The 20,320-nt window shown below is 66.2% G+C and carries 22 protein-coding genes; 19 read left to right on the forward strand and 3 right to left on the reverse strand.

The features are described from left to right. Positions 1 to 258: 258 nt before the first annotated feature. Positions 259 to 1,464, reverse strand: coding sequence for a M20/M25/M40 family metallo-hydrolase (locus QX121_RS23600; RefSeq protein WP_315813170.1), 1,206 nt, complete (start codon positions 1,462 to 1,464; stop codon positions 259 to 261). A 143-nt stretch (positions 1,465 to 1,607) separates the two neighbouring features. On the opposite strand from QX121_RS23600, the gene QX121_RS23605 reads away from it, so the two are divergent. The 6 genes from QX121_RS23605 to QX121_RS23630 all read left to right on the forward strand — a co-directional run bounded on the left by QX121_RS23605 (position 1,608) and on the right by QX121_RS23630 (position 6,244). Further along, on the forward strand, positions 1,608 to 2,366 hold the full coding sequence (locus QX121_RS23605) for an SDR family oxidoreductase (protein ID WP_315813171.1): 759 nt from the start codon (positions 1,608 to 1,610) through the stop codon (positions 2,364 to 2,366). After that, positions 2,363 to 3,271, forward strand: a complete 909-nt coding sequence (locus QX121_RS23610; RefSeq protein ID WP_315739272.1) for a sigma-70 family RNA polymerase sigma factor — start codon at positions 2,363 to 2,365, stop codon at positions 3,269 to 3,271. Before QX121_RS23605 ends, QX121_RS23610 begins: the two co-directional genes overlap by 4 nt. 81 nt (positions 3,272 to 3,352) lie before the next feature. Then, a complete protein-coding gene (locus QX121_RS23615) occupies positions 3,353 to 3,919 on the forward strand; it encodes a cytochrome b (RefSeq protein ID WP_315813172.1) in 567 nt (188 codons plus the stop codon). A gap of 140 nt (positions 3,920 to 4,059) precedes the next feature. Next, positions 4,060 to 4,464 carry an OsmC family protein gene (locus tag QX121_RS23620; RefSeq protein WP_315777508.1) on the forward strand — a complete coding sequence of 135 codons (405 nt, stop codon included), beginning with the start codon at positions 4,060 to 4,062 and terminating at the stop codon, positions 4,462 to 4,464. Continuing rightward, positions 4,461 to 5,162, forward strand: coding sequence for a VIT family protein (locus QX121_RS23625; protein ID WP_315739274.1), 702 nt, complete (start codon positions 4,461 to 4,463; stop codon positions 5,160 to 5,162). The genes QX121_RS23620 and QX121_RS23625 overlap by 4 nt, the downstream gene beginning before the upstream one ends. Positions 5,163 to 5,509: 347 nt before the next feature. After that, the gene (locus tag QX121_RS23630) at positions 5,510 to 6,244 is read left to right on the forward strand and encodes an HlyD family efflux transporter periplasmic adaptor subunit (RefSeq protein WP_315777413.1); all 735 of its coding nucleotides are present in this window, start codon (positions 5,510 to 5,512) and stop codon (positions 6,242 to 6,244) included. A 35-nt stretch (positions 6,245 to 6,279) separates the two neighbouring features. Here the strand turns inward: QX121_RS23630 and QX121_RS23635 are convergent, their stop codons facing one another. Continuing rightward, positions 6,280 to 6,585 carry a hypothetical protein gene (locus QX121_RS23635; protein WP_315739276.1) on the reverse strand — a complete coding sequence of 102 codons (306 nt, stop codon included), beginning with the start codon at positions 6,583 to 6,585 and terminating at the stop codon, positions 6,280 to 6,282. A gap of 391 nt (positions 6,586 to 6,976) precedes the next feature. Further along, entirely contained in the window at positions 6,977 to 8,782 is a 1,806-nt protein-coding gene (gene recQ / locus QX121_RS23640; RefSeq protein WP_315799268.1) for a DNA helicase RecQ, read from the reverse strand. 223 nt (positions 8,783 to 9,005) lie between these two features. On the opposite strand from recQ, the gene QX121_RS23645 reads away from it, so the two are divergent. The 13 genes from QX121_RS23645 (at position 9,006) to dhaK (ending at position 20,310) form a co-directional block, all read left to right on the forward strand. Further along, entirely contained in the window at positions 9,006 to 9,893 is an 888-nt protein-coding gene (locus tag QX121_RS23645; protein WP_315739278.1) for a 4'-phosphopantetheinyl transferase, read from the forward strand. Between the two features lie 331 nt (positions 9,894 to 10,224). Then, the gene (locus QX121_RS23650) at positions 10,225 to 11,556 is read left to right on the forward strand and encodes an ABC transporter substrate-binding protein (RefSeq protein ID WP_315813173.1); all 1,332 of its coding nucleotides are present in this window, start codon (positions 10,225 to 10,227) and stop codon (positions 11,554 to 11,556) included. A 124-nt stretch (positions 11,557 to 11,680) separates the two neighbouring features. Then, complete coding sequence (locus QX121_RS23655; protein WP_315739280.1) at positions 11,681 to 12,643, forward strand: sugar ABC transporter permease; 963 nt, start codon at positions 11,681 to 11,683, stop codon at positions 12,641 to 12,643. After that, the gene (locus QX121_RS23660) at positions 12,640 to 13,593 is read left to right on the forward strand and encodes a carbohydrate ABC transporter permease (RefSeq protein WP_315813174.1); all 954 of its coding nucleotides are present in this window, start codon (positions 12,640 to 12,642) and stop codon (positions 13,591 to 13,593) included. Before QX121_RS23655 ends, QX121_RS23660 begins: the two co-directional genes overlap by 4 nt. Before the next feature lie 17 nt (positions 13,594 to 13,610). Then, complete coding sequence (locus QX121_RS23665) at positions 13,611 to 13,808, forward strand: hypothetical protein (RefSeq protein WP_409999367.1); 198 nt, start codon at positions 13,611 to 13,613, stop codon at positions 13,806 to 13,808. 4 nt (positions 13,809 to 13,812) lie between these two features. Next, positions 13,813 to 14,925, forward strand: a complete 1,113-nt coding sequence (locus QX121_RS23670; RefSeq protein ID WP_315780333.1) for an ABC transporter ATP-binding protein — start codon at positions 13,813 to 13,815, stop codon at positions 14,923 to 14,925. Continuing rightward, positions 14,918 to 15,928 carry an ABC transporter ATP-binding protein gene (locus QX121_RS23675; protein ID WP_315813176.1) on the forward strand — a complete coding sequence of 337 codons (1,011 nt, stop codon included), beginning with the start codon at positions 14,918 to 14,920 and terminating at the stop codon, positions 15,926 to 15,928. Before QX121_RS23670 ends, QX121_RS23675 begins: the two co-directional genes overlap by 8 nt. Before the next feature lie 3 nt (positions 15,929 to 15,931). Next, entirely contained in the window at positions 15,932 to 16,537 is a 606-nt protein-coding gene (dhaL, locus tag QX121_RS23680) for a dihydroxyacetone kinase subunit DhaL (protein ID WP_315813177.1), read from the forward strand. Between the two features lie 2 nt (positions 16,538 to 16,539). Continuing rightward, on the forward strand, positions 16,540 to 16,938 hold the full coding sequence (dhaM, locus tag QX121_RS23685) for a dihydroxyacetone kinase phosphoryl donor subunit DhaM (protein WP_284416623.1): 399 nt from the start codon (positions 16,540 to 16,542) through the stop codon (positions 16,936 to 16,938). A 12-nt stretch (positions 16,939 to 16,950) separates the two neighbouring features. Further along, positions 16,951 to 17,253: an HPr family phosphocarrier protein gene (locus QX121_RS23690; protein ID WP_315739286.1), complete on the forward strand. Its 303-nt coding sequence runs from the start codon at positions 16,951 to 16,953 to the stop codon at positions 17,251 to 17,253. A 2-nt stretch (positions 17,254 to 17,255) separates the two neighbouring features. Further along, positions 17,256 to 18,875, forward strand: coding sequence for a phosphoenolpyruvate--protein phosphotransferase (gene ptsP, locus QX121_RS23695; RefSeq protein ID WP_315813178.1), 1,620 nt, complete (start codon positions 17,256 to 17,258; stop codon positions 18,873 to 18,875). After that, entirely contained in the window at positions 18,872 to 19,324 is a 453-nt protein-coding gene (locus tag QX121_RS23700) for a hypothetical protein (protein WP_315813179.1), read from the forward strand. The genes ptsP and QX121_RS23700 overlap by 4 nt, the downstream gene beginning before the upstream one ends. Further along, on the forward strand, positions 19,321 to 20,310 hold the full coding sequence (gene dhaK / locus QX121_RS23705; protein ID WP_315813180.1) for a dihydroxyacetone kinase subunit DhaK: 990 nt from the start codon (positions 19,321 to 19,323) through the stop codon (positions 20,308 to 20,310). The genes QX121_RS23700 and dhaK overlap by 4 nt, the downstream gene beginning before the upstream one ends. The last annotated feature ends 10 nt before the right edge of the window (positions 20,311 to 20,320 follow it).

A 20,320-nucleotide genomic window follows, 5' to 3' on the forward strand; every position in this document is an offset into this window, starting at 1 on the left:
GGTTCTGCCGCGTGCTTTCTGCTGCACGCGGACCGCGGGTATCAGCCGATACCCGGTCTTCCCTGCGCCTCTTCTTCGAGGAGAAGAGGACCAAAGGACGCAAAGCCCGGGTGCCATCCGCCGCGGGAGCGCGACGTCATGGCCTCGCTGTTCGACCTGTTCGGAACATGCGCGTTTGCCGGCAAGCCCGTCATCACGACGTTGCGCGGGAGCAGGGAGGTTGCAGCCATTCCGCCTGCGTGTCCGGACGGCGTCGTCTCACCCCATCGTTGCCAGCCTGACCGCCAGCGCACACGCCCGATCGTATTCGTCCAGGTTGATCCATTCGTCAATCGTGTGCGGCTCGTTCTGGCCGGTGCCGAAGGTCACGGTGGGGATGCCGTGGCGGACCATCCAGTTGGCGTCGAGGCCGCCATTGCCGGCGCGCAAGGTCGGTGTGGCGCCGATGTCGGAGACGGCGGCCGTGGCGCGCTTGACGACGGGAAGGGTCTCCTTCATCCGGAACGGCGGAAACTCCGTCACGGCCTTGAACTTGACGCGGCCGGACTTGCCGTCGCTGTTGGTGACGCGCTTGGCGGCGGTCTCGAATGCCGCCTTGTAGGCGTTGCTGATCTCGCGGACGAACTTGGCATCGTGGCTGCGGCATTCGCCGCGGACATGGACGTAGTCGGTGACGACGTTGGTGGCGTCGCCGGCCGGGCGGCCTTCGCCGCCGGTGACCGGGCCGACATTGCTGGTGCCTTGCTTGGCGTCCTTGCCCTTGCCCTTCACTACCTTGCCGAACCAGCCGCCGGCTTTGACCTCGGCGAGCGCGAGCGCCAGGATCATGGTGGCGCTGATGCCGCGCTCCGGCGCGACGCCGGCATGCGAGGCGCGGCCGAAGATCTCGACCTCCCAGCGGTCGGCGCCGACAGCGCCGATCGTGACGGCGGAGGCGGAGCTGCCGTCGAAGTTGAACGCCATCTCGGGCGCGCCGAGGTCGTCGGTGTTGACGTGCCGCGCGCCGTAGAGCCCGCTCTCCTCGCGCACGCAGAACAGCAGCGTGATCGGCGGATGGTCAAGCTTCTGCCGGATCAGCTCGGCCGCGAGCGTGACGAGAATGCCGCACCCGCAGCGATTGTCGCCGCCGAGCGCGGTCTTGGCCTGGTTGACGATCTTGCGACCGGAGATCTTCGGCTGCGCGCCGGCGCACAGCGGCACCGTGTCCATATGGGTCATGAACATGATCCGCGGCTGATTGTGCTGGCTGCCGCGGCCGGGCAGCTCGACAATCAGGTTGCCGGTCTCGGTCGGCAGCGGAATGCGCGTATTGGCATCGTCGAGCCGCATCGCCTTGGCCGGCACGCCGGCCTGCTTCAGCGCCGCCATGATCTCGCGTCCGATCGCCTTCTCCTGTCCGGTCACGCCCTGGACGGCCAGAAAACGCATCAGACGGTCGGTGGCGGCGGCGGTGTCGACGGGCATGAAGCGATTCCCATGATGAACGATGTGCCCGCAGCATCCTGCCCAGCGCTCCGTTGCGCAAGGGGGGCACCGGTGGTTTCGCCGCCTGACTCCTTTCCGATGCCTCGATCGTCTTCATGTCATCTCGGCATTGGAGCATCATCATGAGCCTGAAAGACAAGACGATCGTCGTGACCGGCGGAAGCCGCGGCCTTGGCCTGGGAGTCGTGGAGGCCCTCGTCGATCGCGGCGCCAAGGTGACCGTCGTCGCGCGCGGAACCGAGGCGCTGAACGCGATTGCTGCGCGCCTGGGTGTGGCCACGATCGCGGCCGACGTCACCGACGAGGCCGCTGCGCATCGCATCGTCGGCGATATCAGCCCCGACATCCTGATCTTGAACGCCGGCACAACGCCGCTCATGGGCCGGCTGGATCGGCTGACCTGGAGGGATTTCTCGGCTGCCTGGGAAACGGACGTCAAGGCGGGCTTGTACTGGATCCAGGCGGCGCTCAAGCTCCCGCTCAAGCCAGGAAGCCGCGTGCTGGTCGGATCGAGCGGCGCGGCGGTGGGTGGTTCACAGATGTCAGGCGGCTACGGCGGCGCCAAGCGCATGCTCTGGTTCATGGCGAAATATGCCAACGGCGTGTCGCAGGACGACAGACTCGGCATCCGCTTCCAGGCGATCGTGCCGCGCATGATGATCCTCGGCACGGGAGTGGGGGATACGGCCGCGGGCGCTTATGCCGGGTCCATGGGCATCACGCCGGAAGCGTTCGTCGCCCGTTTCGGTGCGCCGATGCCGCCGCGCGCGTTCGGCGATCGCGTCGTCTCCGTGCTGGAGGACCCGCGATTCGCCGATGGTGTCGTGTTCGGTCTGAATGGCGACGACGGTGTGACGGTGATGGAAGGAGCGGCAGCTTGAGTGACGGACCACAGGATCAGCAAGACGCGCGCAGGGCCGAGCTCATGGCCCTGGCAGAGAAGTTGCGGCCCGAGCTGCATCGCTATTGCGCGCGGCTGATGGGGTCGGTGATCGACGGCGAGGACGTCGTGCAGGACACCCTGACGAAGGCGCTCGTCGCCGTGGGCGAGATGCGGGACCTCGCGATGCTGCGCGCCTGGCTGTTCCGGGTCGCGCATAACCGGGCGCTGGACCTGCTGCGCAGCCGTGCGATCCGGGCGGTCGAACCGATCGAGGCCGCTGACGACGTCGCCGATGACGCCGCACCGGATGCCGTGGAGGTGATGATGCGCGACGAGGCGATCAGGACGGCGGTGTCGCGCTTCACGGAGCTTCCGATCCCTCAGCGCAGCGTCCTCGTTCTGAAGGACGTGCTCGACGAGCCGCTCGCCGACATCGCGGCTCTGCTCGGCCTGACGGTGGACTCGGTGAAGGCGCATCTCGCCCGCGCCCGGGCGCGGCTCTCCGAGATCAACGCCGTGGCCGAGGCGCGGCCGGCGGCGAGACCGGCCTCCGATGCGGTGGCGCGCTATGTGAGCCTGTTCAACCGGCGTGATTGGGACGGCCTGCGCGCGCTGCTGGCGCACGACGTCAAACTGCACCAGTCCACTCATCCCATCCGTGTCGGCCCGGCCGATGTCGGGATGTTCTTCAGCATCTACGCCGGGATGGACGGCGTCTGGCTGGCGCCCGCCTGGCTCGAGGGCCGGGAAGTGATCGCCGTGTTCGAACGCCACGGCGATCCGCAGCCCAGCTACTTCATGTGGCTGAGCTGGCGCGACGGCAAGATCAGCTTCATCCGCGACTACCGCTACGTCCGCTATGTCATCGCCGATGCAGAGCTGGCACTCGTCCCGCCAGTCTGAGCACCCAGGCCGGCAAGGGCTTGATCCACGTCAACGAGGGACGGTCGCGCCAGGACCATATTCTGGCGAGAGAGGTCCGAGATGCAGCTCTTCAACTCGACGCGAAGCTACGGCGCAATTCCGCAGACGTTGCATTGGCTGACGGTCGTGCTCGTGGCCGTCGCCTGGGCGCTTGGTGTCTTCGGTGACGTGCTGCCCAAGGGCGCACCGCGCGAAACCGGCCTGTTCATCCACGTGACGGCTGGGATCGCGATCCTCGCGCTTCTGGCCGCGCGCCTGGCCTGGCGGCTGGCCGATCCATCTCCGCCGCCCGAGACGACCGAATTCGCCACATGGATGGGAAAGTGGCAGGATCCGGCCGCGCGTTTCGCGCACTACGCCCTCTATGCGCTGCTCCTTGCCGTGCCTGTCGTTGGAATCGTGTTGCAGTTCGCACGCGGTGATGCCTTGCCGCTGTTTGGCATCGCCGAGATCGCGTCGCCCTGGCCCAAGGACCGCGCTTTTGCTCACAACGTCAAGGAAGTGCACGAAATTCTCGCCCACGCCCTCGTCATCGTGGCCGCGATGCATGCGGCCGCCGCGCTGATCCATCACTGGATCTTCCGGGATCGGACGCTCCTGCGCATGCTGCCTCATTCGGACGACTAGGGGAGGCGACAGGCCTGTCGGGAATGACGGATTGCGCCGTCGCTTCAGGCGCCGTGACCGAACGGTCGCGATCCGATCGATCACTCCGCTCATGGTTCGGATTGCCAATCCCCCAGGAAACACGGCCGGGAGACTCGCCAATGCTGGAGTATCGCGTCAACGCCCGACGGATCGATGCGCATGAAAGCGTCGCAGACTGCAAGGATGCGACCGTGGTGCTCGATACCGACGTCAAGGGACGGCGGGATGCATTCAACCCGGCCGAGCTTCTTCTCGCCGCGGTTGCCGCCTGCATGATCAAGGGAATCGAACGCGTGACGCCGATGCTCAAGTTCCATGTTCGTGGCGTCGAGGTGCGACTGATCGGCGTCCGTCAGGACAGCCCGCCGATGATGGCGTCGATCGATTACGAGCTGATCGTCGACACCGATGAAGATGACCGCCGGCTCGAGCTGCTTCATCAGAATGTCAGGAAGTATGGAACGATTTCCAACACCGTGGCCGCCGCGACGAAGCTGCAAGGCGTGATCAGGAGAAAGACATGAGCCGTCTTCACGTCCACCCTGAAAGCCACCTGGTGGCGCGGATCGGATGGCTCAGGGCGGCCGTTCTGGGAGCCAATGACGGCATCATTTCGACTGCAAGCCTGATCGTCGGTGTTGCTGCGGCAGCAGCGACACGAAACGACGTCCTGATCGCGGGTGTCGCGGGATTGGTCGCGGGAGCGATGTCGATGGCCGCCGGTGAATATGTCTCCGTCAGTTCGCAGTCGGATACGGAGCAGGCCGACCTTGCACGGGAGCGCAAGGAGCTGAGCGACAACCCCGCATTTGAACGCGACGAGCTTGCCGATATCTACGTCAAGCGAGGTGTGGATCAATCCCTTGCGCGGCAGGTGGCCGAGCAGTTGATGGCGAAAGACGCGTTGACGGCTCATGCGCGCGACGAATTGGGAATCTCGGAGATCACCGCAGCGCGGCCCATCCAGGCCGCCGTGACCTCGGCCATGATGTTTTCGGTCGGAGCCGCCATGCCCTTGCTGATGGTCGTCGTGTCGCCCGCCAACTTGCTGGTCCCGATCGTCTCCGCGGCTTCTCTCGCCTTTCTCGCGGTGCTGGGAGCGATCGGCGCAAAGGCAGGCGGGGCCAACATTCCGCGCGCCACCTTTCGCGTGACGTTCTGGGGGGCCTTCGCCCTGGGTCTCACCGCAGGCATCGGAAAGTTGTTTGGGGCCGTCGTTTGAAGCGCGGGCAAAGCTTGCGTGACGGTCAACGGCGTTACCGCCGTCTCGTGTCGAGGTTGCGGCGGTGTCGCGGTGTCGTCGACGCCGGCATTGTTTCGAGAAATTGAAGACCCAATTCGGTCCAGGCGCCATTATCAACCGGCCCGCGAGCCGCCACATCGGCGTCACGAGCATTCGATGGGCGCGACCCTCACGTCACGAGGACGCCGCCGAGGCGGCAATGCGCCCGATGCCGTGGTCGTGAGGAGCGAGCGGTGGACGGACAGCAAGCGCCGGGCGGATCCCGGCTGACGATTCTGCATGAGGAGCGTCCCCCGGCGGACCCGCGCGCCACATCCAGGGCGTCCGTGGGACGTGCGCTGTGGTCGCTCGTCGGGCTCGGCCTGATGATCGGAATGCTCGTCGCGCTGCCATGGATGGTCGAGTATGTGACCGTCGGCCAATATCTCGTCCACACCGATGATGCCTATGTCAGGATGAACGAAGTCCCGGTCAGGTCGGCGGTGTCCGGCCTGGTCAGGGACCTGCTCGTGACCGACAATCAGGAGATTGTTGCGGGACAGGTTCTGGCGCGGATCGAGCACCGGGACGAGCGCGCCGCGACGGTCGCGCTGAACGACGTCATCGCTCCCGTCGCCGGCGTCGTGGCCGCAAGCGGTCTCCATGTCGGGGACGCCGTGACGGCAGATCGGTCGTTGATGGCGGTGGTCACGCCGGGCGAGTCCCACGTCATCGCTGCCCTCGCGGTCTCCGAGATCACCTATGTCGCGATCGGACAGGCGGTCACGATCGACGTGCCCGGTCTGCCCTCCGTCCGGCTCTATGGGCATGTCGCGGATGCCGAATTGATCGGCGCGGCGTCCGGCTCGCCAGACGGCGAAAGCCGGATTGCGCTGAAGATCAGCCTGCTGAAGGCGGCCATGCCCGCCGGATTGCGATCCGGCATGGCTGTCGGCGCGACGATCCTGACCGGCCTGACCGGGACGGAGCGGATGGTCTCGCAGATCCTGCAGAAGAGGGCGCAGAGGACCTGCCGCTGCGAGCAGGATCTCCAACCCGCGTCGGTGCAGCGGCGCATCTGACCACGGCATCCCCACGCGACGCGCGGCGCCCGCGATCAGCCGCGGCTGAGCTCCTGCACGCCGTCGTGAACCTGGTAGACGACCTTGCCCTCGCGCCAGGCGAACGCGCCGCCGGGCTCGCGGCAGACGATGCCGGCTTCCGGAATCAGCTTGTCGCAGAGCATGACGATGATGTCCTCCAGCGGTGCGCTGGTGTCGTTCTCCTCGGTCATCCGGTCGATCGAGATCTCGCCGCCCTCGACGCCGTCGTCGATGTGGACGATGAAGATCTCCTCATGGCCATGGATGCCATGCGCCGTCACCCGAAACACTTCCCCCTTGTACTCGAATTCCCGAACCATCGCGTCCGCCCATATGAGTTTGTTGATTGCCGTTTCAAGCGGGGACGGAAACTAAGAGCGTGCCGCGCGAGGGTCAAGAAAAGTCGGTGTCGGGAATCCGACAAAATACAACGGGTGCGAACGCATGCTACGGGTGTGCGCGCATGTTCGCTGCACGACGGCAATCCGTGCATGCCGCTCATGCGCGAACTGCCCGTGGAGCCGATTTGTCGTAAACTAATCAATTGCACTCGGCAAATCACCGTCACATTTCCGCGCATCCGGCTCGCCGAAGAGGGACGTTTCGCGATCGTCACGAGCGTCCGGCCGGGATCGCGAGCCCATGTGTGAGGCCATGTGTGCCGTCTGATAGTCGAGCGAAGGAGTCGCGGTGCTGCGGGACGATGCGGGCTCAGGCGCCCGCATCATGCGCTTTGATGACCGCCACGAATGCCTCGCCGTAGCGCGCGAGCTTGACCGTACCGGCGCCGGGGATGCTCGCAAGCTCCGCGACGGAGCGCGGATGGCGGGCCGCCATTTCGGCCAGCGTCTTGTCGTGGAAGATGACGTAGGGCGGCACGTTCTGGGCCTTGGCGAGCTCCATCCGCCGGACGCGCAGCTTCTCGAACAAGTCGCGGTCGAGGTCAGGAAATGTCGTCGTGGTCTGCCGCTCCCGAGCCTTGCGGTCGCGCCTGGTCTTCTTCAGCACGCGCAGGCTGAGTTGCGGCTTGTCGCGCAGGAACTGGCGGCCCTCGGGCGAGATCGACAGGCCGCCATGGCCGGCGATGTCGACGCTGATCAGCCCATGCGCGACGAGCTGGCGGACGATGGAGCGCCAGGCGTTGCGGTCGTGCTCCTTGCCGATGCCGAAGGTGGAGAGCTTGTCATGGCCGAGCCGTTCGATGCGCTCGTCCGTCTCGCCGAGCAGCACCGCGACGACGTGGGCCTGGCCGAAGCGCTCGCCGGTGCGGTGGATGCAGGACAGCAGCTTCTGCGCGGCGATGGTGCCGTCGAAGGTCTCGGGCGGGTCGAGGCAGATGTCGCAATTGCCGCACGGCGCGCAATCGTCGCCGAAATAGCGCAGCAGCACCTGGCGCCGGCATTGGCAGGTCTCGGCGAAGCCGAGCAGCGCATCGAGCTTGCGGCGCTCGGTGCGCTTGCGCGCATCGGGCGCGTCCGACTCATCGATGAAGCGGCGGCGCAGCGCGATGTCCTCGGCGCCGTACAGCATCAGGGTTTCCGATGGCAGGCCGTCGCGGCCGGCGCGGCCGGTCTCCTGATAGTAGGCCTCGATGCTGGACGGCAGATCGGCATGCAGCACGAAGCGCACGTCGGGCTTGTCGATGCCCATGCCGAAAGCGATGGTGGCGACCATGATCAGCCCCTGCTCGAGCTGGAAGCGGCGCTGGTTCTTCTCCCGCGCCTTCATCTCCATGCCGGCATGATAGGGCAGCGCCGGAAAGCCGTGGTCGCTGAGCGAGGCGGCGACCTCCTCGGTCTTGCGCTTGGACAGGCAATAGACGATGCCGCTCTCGCCCTCGCGGGATTTCAGGAAGGCGAGCATCTGCTGCATCGTGCTGGTCTTCTCCGCCGCGCCGTAGCGGATGTTCGGCCGGTCGAAGCCGGCGATGAAGCTGTTGCCGTCGCCGATCGAGAGATGCTCGACGATCTCGGCCCGCGTCGGCGCATCGGCGGTGGCGGTGAGCGCGATGCGCGGGATCGTCGGGAACAGCCCGGCGAGACAGTCGAGGGCGCGGTATTCGGGCCGGAAATCATGGCCCCATTGCGAGACGCAGTGCGCCTCGTCGATGGCGATCAGCGACAGTTGCGCGGCCTTGAGACGCTCCAGGTTCTCCGGCCTGAGCAGCGTCTCGGGCGCCATGTAGAGCAGGTCGAGCTCGCCGCGTTCGATGTCCTGCCACAGCAGGTCCTTCTCGGCGCCCCAGAGCCGCGAGTTCAGCGCCGCGGCCTTCACGCCGGCCTGCCGGAGCGCGGTGACCTGGTCCTCCATCAGCGCGATCAGCGGCGAGATGATCAGCCCGAGGCCGGGACGCGCCAGCGCCGGGATCTGGTAGCACAGCGATTTGCCGCCGCCGGTCGGCATCAGCACGAAGGCATTGTGTCCGGCGATCACGTGCTCGACGATGTCGCGCTGCCGCCCGCGAAAGCTGTCATAGCCGAACACGGCCTTGAGGATCGAGAGCGGATCGGCGGTCATGGGAACGCACTTCTTCGGCAGACGGAGGGACTGGATAAGTCCCGTTGCGGGACGCCGCCGTCAAGCGAAAGCTGCCCGGTGACGCGCATTTCAGCGGCGCGGAGAAGCATGGCGGGGACAGTGGCAGGGGCGCGTTGGACAAGCCGACGAGTTATGGCAGAATCGACTTGCATCGCATTATGTTCCGATCCTGATACGAGCATGGGCTGCCGGGGCGAGCTGGGTGCCTTGGCACCTCGCCGGGCGCAAGGTGGTGCTGGTCGATGCCGATCCGCAGTGGTCGGTGGTGCGGCTCGCCGAGCGGCAGCGTGCGCTCGCCATGCAAAGCTCGGGCGCGTGGCGCCGCGAGATCGCGAAACATGTTGAACCGTTGGAATTCGCTTCGACGTCGCCGTGTCGTATACGGTGGCGGTCGGTCGAGGCCGGTCCGCAAAGAGACGCACGCGCAGAGTTGGTGACGAGGGTGCTTGCAGATCTGTTTGAAGGCCCGGTCGTGGTCGTGGCCTCCAGCCTCTCGCTGGCGGACGACGAGCTGTTTGCCGAGGAGCGCGCTCATATTCAAGCCGCGGTCGCCAAGCGGCGGGCCGAGTTCGCGACCGCGCGGGTCCTGGCGCGCAGGGCGCTGGCCGCGCTCGGAGCTCCGCCGGTGGCGCTCGTCCCGGCGCCGGATCGCGCGCCGGTGTGGCCGCCGGGCTATGTGGGAAGCATCTCACATTGTGCCGATCATTGCGCCGTGGCCGTAGCCCGAAGCAGGGATGTCTCGTCGCTCGGACTGGATGTCGAGGACCTGCGCGAGCTCGATCCGTCGATGCGCGACCTGGTGCTTACGCCGGCCGAGCGGCGATGGCTTCGCGCGCAGCCGGACGCCTTGCAGCCGATGCTGCCGATCGTGATCTTCAGCGCGAAGGAAGCCTACTACAAATGCCAATATCCGATCACGCACGGCTTCCTGGATTTCCAGGACGTCGAGCTCACGATCGCATGGGCGGCAGGCACGTTCGAGGCGCGCGTCGTGAGAGAGGGATGGCCGGCTGCCATTGCTCGCCTCGCCGGACGCTTCCTCATCGCTGACGGCCGGGTCAGTTGCGGCGTGACGTTGGCGAAGGGCTGATCGCGCGGATGCAGCCTGGAGTTGGGCCGAGCCTGCGTCCTGGCGGCTGCGCCGGAGAGCCGCGCCATCGCCATCCCGGCAAACCTCCGGACGACGAGCAGCTTACCGCAGTCGCTAAACATGATGCGCTGCAAACGTCGCGAAAACGCGCTTGACATGTTTAGTCATTCACAATCTACTAAACAAAATACTTAACTCGGACGGATGATCCGGGGCCATGGGGAAACGCTTGCGGCTCGCGCTGTCGTTGTGACGGCGCCGCTCGCCGCAGGCCATGCATCGCCGTCACCCACGCGAAGCGGGGACGGCGCCAACAGGGAGGGAGTGCCAGATGAAGTTGCTGCAGACATTTGCACTGACGGCGACGGTCGCCGCTGCGACCGTGCTCGGCGCATCCGCGCCGGCACGCGCCGAAGGAAAGACCATCACCTTGTGCTGGGCCGCCTGGGACCCGGCCAATGCGCTGGTCGAGCTGTCCAAGGACTTCACCGCCAAGACCGGCGTCAGCATGAAGTTCGAGTTCGTGCCGTGGCCGAACTTCGCCGACCGCATGCTCAACGAGCTGAACTCCAAGGGCAAGCTGTGCGACCTGATGATCGGCGACTCCCAGTGGATCGGCGGCGCCGCCGAGAACGGTCAATATGTCAAGCTCAACGAGTTCTTCGATAAGGAAGGCATCAAGATCTCCGACTTCATGCCCGCCACCGTGGCCGGCTACGCCGAATGGCCGAAGGGCACGCCGAACTACTGGGCGCTGCCGGCGATGGGCGACGCCAACGGCTGGACCTATCGCAAGGACTGGTTCTCACGGTCCGAAATCCGCGAGGAGTTCAAGAAGAAGTTCGGCCGCGAGCTCGACGTGCCCAAGACGCAAGCCGAGCTGAAGGACATCGCCGAGTTCTTCCAGAAGCGGGTGATCGACGGCAAGACCGTCTACGGCGCGGCGATCTTCACCGAGCGCGGCTCGGAAGGCATCACCATGGGCGTCACCAACGCGCTCTATCCGTTCGGCTTCAAGTATCAGAACCCGAAGAAGCCGTATGACATGCAGGGCTTTGTCAATTCCGACGACGCCGTGAAGGGCCTCGAATTCTACAAGGCGCTGTACAAGTGCTGCACGCCGCCCGGCTATTCGAATGGCTACATGCAGGAAGGGCTCGACGCCTTCAAGTCCGGCCAGGTCGCGCTGCAGATGAACTGGTTCGCCTTTTTCCCGGGCCTCTACAAGGACCCCAATGTCGGCGGCGATAAGATCGGCTTCTTCGTCAACCCGGCGCAGAAGGAGAAGGGCTCGCAGCTCGGCGGGCAGGGCATCTCGGTGGTGGCCTATTCGCCGAACCGTGCCGAGGCGCTGGCCTACATCAAATGGTTTGCCTCGCTCGACACCCAGAAGAAATGGTGGGCGCTCGGCGGCTATAGCTGCCACAAGGGCGTGCTCAACGACCCCAACTTCAAGAACACCGCGCCGTTCGCCGCCGACTTTCTGGTGGCGATGGACCAGGTGGTCGATTTCTGGGCCGAGCCGTCCTACGCGCAGCTCCTGCTCGCCATGCAGAAGCGCGTCCACGACTATGTCGTCGCCGACCAGGGCACCGCCAAAGGCACGCTCGACGGGCTGATCGCCGACTGGACCAAGGTCTTCAAGGAGGACGGCAAGCTCTGACGGCCGCGGCACCTCGCGCACACGCGGGCTGTGCCACGACAATCCCTCCGGCGAGCTTCGGCTTGCCGGGCGGACCAACCAGTCTCACCGCCAGCCAGAAGCAGCCAGTGAAGCAGTCCCTCGCATGACCGACCAAACCGGACTGAGCAGCCTCGTCGACCGCGCCGCCCTGGTGACGCCGCCGGTCGTGGCGGGGCGCGTGCGCGGCCTGTCCGAGCGCGCCATCGCCTGGCTGTTCATCACGCCGACCATGCTGCTGCTGCTCGCGATCAACATCTTCCCGTTGATCTGGACCATCCGGCTGTCCTTCACCAATTATCGCGCGAACCGTCCGAACGCCACCGTGCTCGATGTCGGGCTCGCCAACTACCAGTCGATCCTGACCGATCCGGACGTCTGGGCGGCGATGACGGTGACCGCGCGCTTCGTGTTCTGGACCATCCTGATCCAGACCGTGCTGGGCTTCACCCTGGCCTGGCTGATCGACAAGAAATTCCGTGGCCACGGCCTTTGGACCACGTTGATCCTGCTGCCGATGATGCTGTCGCCAGCCGTGGTCGGCAATTTCTGGACCTTCCTGTACCAGCCGCAGATCGGCCTGTTCAATTACGTCATCGCCGCCGTGACCGGCATGCCGGCGTCGTCGTTCCAGATGCTGGCGCAGGTGCCGCTGGCGCCTTGGGCCATCGTCGTCGTCGACACCTGGATGTGGACGCCCTACGTGATGCTGATCTGCCTCGCAGGCCTGCGCTCGATTCCCGACTACATCTATGAGGCGGCCGAGGTCGACCGCGCCTCGCCGTGGCGGCAGTTCTGGTCGATCACGCTGCCGATGGCGCTGCCCTTCATCATGCTCGCGGTGCTGTTCCGCGGCATCGAGAACTTCAAGATGTTCGACATGGTCAACCTGCTGACCGGCGGCGGTCCAGGCTCGACGACCGAGGTCGCCTCGATCACCTTGAAGCGCGAGGCGTTCGAAAAGTGGCGCACCGGCTATTCCTCGGCGTTCGCCATCATCCTGTTCGTCACCGTGTTCGGTCTCGCCAACATCTACGTCAAGGCGCTCAACCGGGTGAAAAGCCGATGACCGGTCTCGCAACCGCCCATTCCGTCGTTGATCCGTCGCCGCTGACCAAGCGGATCGCGGCAACCGTGGTGATCGCCTATGGCGTCATCACCCTGGTGCCGCTGCTGTGGATCTTCATGACCGGATTCAAGTCGCCATCGGACGCGATCGCCTATCCGCCGAAGCTGGTCGCCGAGCCGAGCCTGGAGGGTTACTGCAACCTGTTCACGACCCGGACCCGGCAGGCCCCGGAGTACATGGCCAAGCTGCCGCCGGCCGCCAGCCTCTGCGACAGCATTTCGCGCGGCCGCAACATGGTGGTCGCGGGTCCATCGAACTACATCCCACGCTACGTGAATTCACTGGTGATCGCGTTCGGCTCGACCGCGCTGTCGGTCGTGCTCGGCACGCTTGCGGCCTACGCCTTCTCGCGCTTCAAGGTGCCGCTGAAGGATGACCTCTTGTTCTTCATCCTGTCGACGCGGATGATGCCGCCGATTGCGGTCGCGATCCCTATCTACCTGATGTATCGCGAGCTCGGCCTGTCCGACACGCGGCTCGGCATGATCCTGCTCTATACGTCCGTCAACATCTCGCTCGCGGTCTGGCTGCTCAAGGGCTTCATGGACGAAATCCCGCGCGAATACGAGGAGGCGGCGATGGTCGACGGCTACACCCGCCTGCAAGCCTTCTTCAAGGTCGTGTTGCCGCAGGCCACCACCGGCATCGTCGCCACCGCGATCTTCTGCCTGATCTTCGCCTGGAACGAATATGCCTTCGCGGTGCTTCTGACCTCGGGCACGGCGCAGACTGCGCCGCCCTTCATTCCGATTATCATCGGCGAGGGCGGCCAGGACTGGCCGGCGGTTGCGGCGGGCACCACGCTGTTCCTGATCCCGATCGTCGTGTTCACCGTGCTGCTGAGGAAACACCTGTTGCGCGGCATCACCTTCGGAGCGGTGCGCAAATGAGCGAGTCGATCCGGAACATGCCTGCCGATGTGGCCACCACGCGCTGGCCACGGGCGCTGCGGCGCGGCCCGATGGAGACGCTGGCGACGATCCTCATTGCGGCGGGCGTGCTGATGCTGCTGCAGCCGTTCGCGCTGGTGCTCTACACCTATTCCTTCATCACCACGCTCGCTGGTGTCGTGATGTTCACCGTCGTCTCCAAGTTCCCGGACTGACGCCATGGCCGAGATCCGGATCGAGAACCTGTTCAAGGAGTTCGGCGGCTTTGCCGCCGTGCGCGGCACCAGCTTCACGATCGCCGACGGCGAGTTCTTCTGCCTGCTCGGTCCTTCCGGCTGCGGCAAGACCACCACGTTGCGCATGATTGCAGGCCTGGAGCTGCCGACGTCGGGGACCATCAACCTCGGCGGCGAGGACGTCACCTTCCGGCGCGCGCGTGAGCGCGACATCGCCATGGTGTTCCAGCTGTTCGCGCTCTACCCGCACATGAACGTACGCAGGAACATCGCCTTTCCGCTGGTCTCGATGGGGGTGCCCAAGGCGGAGATCAGGCGGCGGGTCGAGGAAGCGGCGCGCATCCTGCGCATCGACCATCTGGTGGACCGTCCGGTGAGCGGGTTGTCGAGCGGCGATCGCCAGCGCGTCGCACTCGGCCGCGCCATTGTCCGCGAGCCCAAAGCGTTCTTGATGGACGAGCCGCTGGGCGCGCTCGATGCCGAGTTCCGTCACATCATGTGCGGCGAGCTGCGCGCGCTGCACGACCGGCTCAAGGCGACCACTGTGTTCGTGACTCACGACCAGCTCGAGGCGATGTCGATGGCCGACACGATCGCGGTGATGAATCGCGGTGTCGTGGAGCAGCTCGGAACGCCCCAGGAGATCTACGACCGTCCCGCCACCATGTTCGTCGCAGACTTCATCGGCTCGCCGGCGATGAACTTCATCCGCTTCGCGGGCAGGCTTGGTGCCGGCACGAACTGCGTGCGCATCGACGGCGCCGAGATCGGCGTGCCCGAGCTGCGCGAGGATGCCGAGAGCGACGAGCTGGTTCTCGGCGTGCGGCCGGAGCAGGTGGCGCTCAGCGCGGAAGGCGGGCTGCGCGGCGAGGTGTTTGGCACCGAATATCTCGGCACCACCCAGATCATCACCGTCACGACGGCTCGCGGCACCGTCAAGGCGCGCGCGCCCGCGGCGGTCCGGATTGAGCGCGCCGAGCCGGTCGGACTCAGCTTCCGCGCCGACCGGCTTTCGCTGTTCAACGCCGCCACGGGCCGTGCAATCCGCACGGCGCTGTATGAGCAGCCGGTGAGAGGAGGGCGCCATCATGGCTGAGACGCGTCTCAACGCCGTCAGCAAGTCGTTCGGATCCAAGCCGGCGGTTCGGGATTTGTCGCTGATCATCCGCGATGGCGAGCTCGTGGTGCTGCTCGGGCCGACCGGCGCCGGCAAGACCACGACCTTGCGCCTGGTGGCAGGCCTCGACATGCCGGATGGCGGCAGCATCACCATCGGCGGCGTCGATCAGACGAAAGCGACGCCGGCCGCGCGCGACGTCACGTTCGTGTTTCAGCAATATTCGCTCTATCCGCATCTGTCGGTGTACGACAATCTCGCCTTTCCGCTGCGCTCGCCGGTGCGCAAGATTCCGGAGGCTGAGATCAAGCGCATCGTCGGTGACGTCGCGGGGATGCTGCGGATCGAGGACAAGCTCGGCAACCGCGCTACTCAGCTCTCGGGCGGTCAGATGCAGCGCGTGGCGATCGGCCGTGCGCTCGTGCGCAGACCTGCGATCGCATTGCTCGACGAGCCCCTGTCCTCGCTCGACGCCAAGCTGCGTTCCGAGCTGCGCATCGAGCTCAAGCGCATCCAGCAGGATCTCGGCGCCACCATGCTCTACGTCACCCACGACCAGATCGAGGCGATGACGCTTGCCAACCGCATCGGCGTGATCGAGCAGGGCCGGCTGGTGCAGGTCGGCAGCCCGCGGGAGGTCTATGAGGATCCGGCCAATACCTATGTGGCGACCCGGCTCGGCAGTCCCGGCATCAATCTGCTGCCGCGTGGGCTGTTCCCGGATCTCGCTGTGCCGGGCGACGTCGCGACGATCGGCGCGCGCACCGAGCACATGACGGTCCGGCGCGCCGAGACCCGTGCGGACGCGCGGGTGAAATGGATCGAGCATCTCGGCGATCAGAATCATCTGCATATCACGCTGCAGGACCAGACCATCGTCAGCCTGGTCGAGCCGGATACGGAATTGAAAGTCGGCGACGCCGTCGCTATCGAGTTCACCCGGCCGCTGCTGTTCGACCGGGTGGGCCAGCGGGTGAGATAGACAATGGACCAGGCGTTCAAGCGCAGGCTGATCATGGCGATGGCCGATGCCATCATCGCGCATGCCGAGGAGCTGACCGCGCTCGATTCGGCGATCGGCGACGGCGATCACGGACTCAACATGAAGCGCGGCTTCGAGGCCGTTCTCGCCGATGTCGAGAACATTTCAGCCAAGCCTCTTCCCGAGGCGCTGAAGGCGGTCGGCATGGCGCTGGTGATGAAGGTCGGCGGTGCGTCCGGTCCGCTCTACGGCACGCTGGCGATGGGACTTGGCAAGGTGCTGCCATCAGAGCCATCTGCCGCTGAAGCGGCGGCGGCGCTCGGGCGTGCCATTGCGGACGTGAAAGCCCGCGGCAAGTCGGAAGCAGGCCAGAAGACCATGCTCGACGTCTTGATCCCGGTGCAGGCAGCTTTTGCGGCGGGTGGCGACGATCTCGCCACCCGGCTGCCCGCGGTCGCTGCCGAAGCCGCCGGCGCGACCGTGCCGATGCTGGCGATCCGCGGCCGTGCTTCGTTTCTCGGCGAGCGTTCGATCGGGCACATGGATCCCGGCGCGCGCTCGTCCAGCCTGCTCGTGCAGGCGATCTGCAGCGTATTCAATGAGGCCTGATCATGAGTGAGCAGAAGAATGTCGGCATCGTCATCGTGTCGCATTCCGCCAAGGTGGCGGAAGGCGCGGCCGACATGGTCAGGCAGATGGTCGGCGACAGCGTGCCGCTCGCAGCGGTCGGCGGCAATGCCGATGGCGGACTCGGCACCGACGTTGGCGCCATCATGGGCGCGATCGACAAGGCGTGGTCGGAGTCAGGTGTTGCGATTCTGGTCGATCTCGGCGGCGCTGAGACCAACAGCGAGATGGCGGTGGAGATGATGCCGGAGGAGCGGCGCGAGCGCATCGTGATCTGTAACGCGCCGCTGGTCGAAGGCGCGGTGATGGCGGCGACGGAAGCCTCCGGCGGCTCGCCGCTCGATGCGGTGCGCGCAACCGCCGAAGAGCTGATGGGCGGATGAGCAGGAACGAGAATGGCTGACGGTGGAGAGATCGGCATGCAGGAAGCGAAGGCGCATGCGCTGCTGACCAACGAGGTCGGGCTGCATGCGCGGCCCTCGGTCAAGCTGACCCAGCTCGCCAAGCGCTTTGCGTCGACCATCGAAGTCGCGATCGCGGCCGACGGGCCCTGGACCGATGCCAAGAGCCCGGTGAAGATCATGCGCGTCAAGGCCGCCAAGGGCGAGACGCTGTTTCTGCGCGCCAATGGAACCGATGCCGAGGCCGCCATCGCCGCGCTGGTCGATCTGGTGAACCGCAAGTTCGACGAGGAGTGACGATGGAGCGGCGTATCTTCGGGCGGGCGGCGTCGGACGGGCTGGCCATCGGGCCCGCGGCGATCCTGCATGCGCTGGAGGGCGCCAGCCGGAGGAAAGGGGCGATCGCCGAGGAGCATGAAGCGCTCGCCGTAGCGGTCGCGCATGCGCGCGACGCCGTGGCCGAGCTGATCGGCAGGCTCGAGGGAGACGCCGCCGAACTGATCGGCTTTCAGCTCGCGCTGCTCGAAGACGATGCGCTGACGGAGGCGGCTTACGTCCAGATCGAGGGCGGCGTCGCTGCGGATGCGGCCTGGCGCGCGGCGATGGCGGAGGAGATGGCGGGGTATGAGTCCGCCGAGGACGAATATTTCCGCGCCCGCGCCGGCGACCTCGCCGACATCCGGGATCGCGTGCTGCGACACTTGTTCGGCTTGCAGCAGAACGGCAAGTTGCCGAAGGGGGCGATCGTCGTTGCGCGTGATCTGGCGCCATCCGCTTTCCTCGCCATCGAGTGGACGAATGGAGGGGGCATCGCGCTCGGCGAGGGCAGCCCGACCAGCCATGTCGCGATGTTGGCGCGCAGCCGCGGCGTGCCGATGGTGGTTGGGCTCGGTCACGATTGGGACAAGCTGACAGGGGATTTGCTGGTCGATGGCGGTCGCGGTGTCGTCATCGCCGATCCCAGCGCGCACTCTGTCGCCGCCGCGCGGGCGGAGGACGAGACGGTCTCGCGCCGCAGGGCGGAGGCAAGGGCGCGGCAGCACGAACCGGCACTGACGCGCGACGGCACCTTCGTTTCCGTGCTCGTCAACATCTCCGGTCCTGGTGATATGACGGCGCTGCCAGCCGCAGCGTGCGATGGCGTCGGTCTGGCGCGCACGGAGTTTCTCACCGGCAACCTGCTTCACGATGAGGAGGCGCAATATCACGCCTATGCCGAGCTCGTGCGCTGGGCCGAAGGCCGGCCGGTCACGATCCGCACGCTCGATGCGGGCGGCGACAAGCCGATTCCGGGCTACACGATCGATGGTGAGAGCAACCCGTTTCTTGGCCTGCGTGGCCTCCGTCTGTCGTTGCGTCATCCCGAGATCTTCCGTGTTCAACTGCGCGCGCTGGCGCGCGCCGCTGCGCTCGGACCGCTCAAGGTGATGCTGCCGATGGTGACCAATGCAGCGGAGCTGGACGTCGCGCGTCGCCATCTCCGCGCCGTGCTCGCCGAATTGGCCGCCGGCGACGTCGCGTTCGCCGCGCCGGCCTTCGGAATGATGGTCGAGGTGCCGGCTGCTGCATTGGCAGCGCATGACTTCGCTGCGGACTTCTTCTCGATCGGCACCAATGACCTGACCCAATACGCGACCGCTGCTTCGCGTGACGGCGCCGAGGTCGCCGACTATGCCGACGTGCTGCATCCCGGGGTGTTGGCGATGATTGCCCATGTGGTGCGCGCTGGTCGCGCGCGGGGCGTGGAAGTCTCGATCTGCGGCGACGCCGCCGGGGATGTCAGAGCCATTCCGGCGCTGCTTGGGGTCGGCGTGCGCGCGCTGTCAGTCGCGCCGGGCCTGCTGCCGCTGGTGAAGTCGGCGATCCGCGAGCTTGACCTCGCCAAGGGCACGGAAAAGGCCGCGGGAGAGGGCGCATGAGTGACCAGGATGCATCGGGGGTCACAAGCCCGCTCGCCGAATACAAGGCGATCCTGCGCGCGGTGATCGACAGCCGTCCCTCCGGCACACGGCAGCGGTTGGCGGAGGCGATCGGCAAGAATCGCAGCTTCATCTCGCAGATCGTCAATCCGGCCTATGCGACGCCTATCCCGCTGCAGCATCTCGAGACCATCTTCCACATCTGTCACTTCTCGCCGCATGAGCAGCAGGCGTTTCTGACCGCCTACCGCGCCGCGCATCCGGGCCGGCTGGACGAGGCCGAGGCGCAGCGGCCGATGCGGCGCCTCGTGGTCGAGCTGCCGGACTTCGGCGACTCCGCGCTCAACGCCCATGCCGACCGCATCATCACTGGCGTCGCGCGCGGCATCACCGCGCTGATCTCAGCCAATGAAAACAACGACGACGCCGAACCGGGAGGGAAGCCATGAAGAAGCTGATCAACGCCGTTTCCGACGTGCTGACCGAGAGCCTGCAGGGTTTTGCCGCCGTGCATGGCGACATCGTCACGCTGGGCGAGGACAACAAGTTCGTTCGCCGCACGAGCCTCAAACCGGGGAAGATCGCGCTGATCTCCGGCGGCGGCTCAGGCCATGAGCCGCTCCATGCCGGCTTCGTCGGGCCGGGCATGCTCGATGCCGCCTGTCCGGGCCAGGTGTTTACATCGCCAACGCCGGACCAGATGCTCGCGGCCGCGCAGGCCGTGGACACAGGCGCGGGCGCGCTGCTCATCGTCAAGAACTACGAAGGCGACGTGATGAATTTCGCGATGGCCGCGGAGATGATGGAGGGCAAGGTCGCGACCGTCATCACCGACGACGACGTCGCCGTCGAGACCTCGACCTATTCGACCGGCCGCCGCGGTGTTGCCGGCACGCTGGTCGTGGAGAAGATGCTGGGTGCTGCGGCCGAGCAGGGCCGCGATCTCGACGCGCTGAAGGCGCTTGGTGACGACGTCAACAGGCGCACGCGGTCGATGGGCGTGGCGCTGACCTCTTGCACCGTGCCGGCCGCCGGCAAGCCGACCTTCACGCTCGGTGACGACGAGATGGAGATGGGCGTCGGCATCCATGGCGAGCCCGGCCGCCGCCGGGTCAAGCTGGCCTCGGCCGATGCGATCGCCGAGGAGATGATGGGCGCGATCCTGGCCGATCTCGCGCCCAAGTCCGGCACGCCGTGCCTGCTGCTGGTCAACGGCTTCGGCGCAACGCCGGCGATGGAATTGTACGTGATGGCCAATGCGGCGCGGCGCATCCTGGAAGGGCGCGGGCTCGCCATCGCGCGCGGGCTGGTCGGCTCCTACGTCACCTCGCTCGACATGGCCGGCTGCTCGCTCACGGTCACCGCGCTCGATGAGTCGACGATGGCGCTGTGGGACGCGCCGGTGCACACGGCCGCCCTGCGCTGGGGCTGCTGAACCGAGGTCC

It is taken from the genome of Bradyrhizobium sp. SZCCHNR2028, assembly GCF_032380995.1.
Classification (GTDB): domain Bacteria; phylum Pseudomonadota; class Alphaproteobacteria; order Rhizobiales; family Xanthobacteraceae; genus Bradyrhizobium.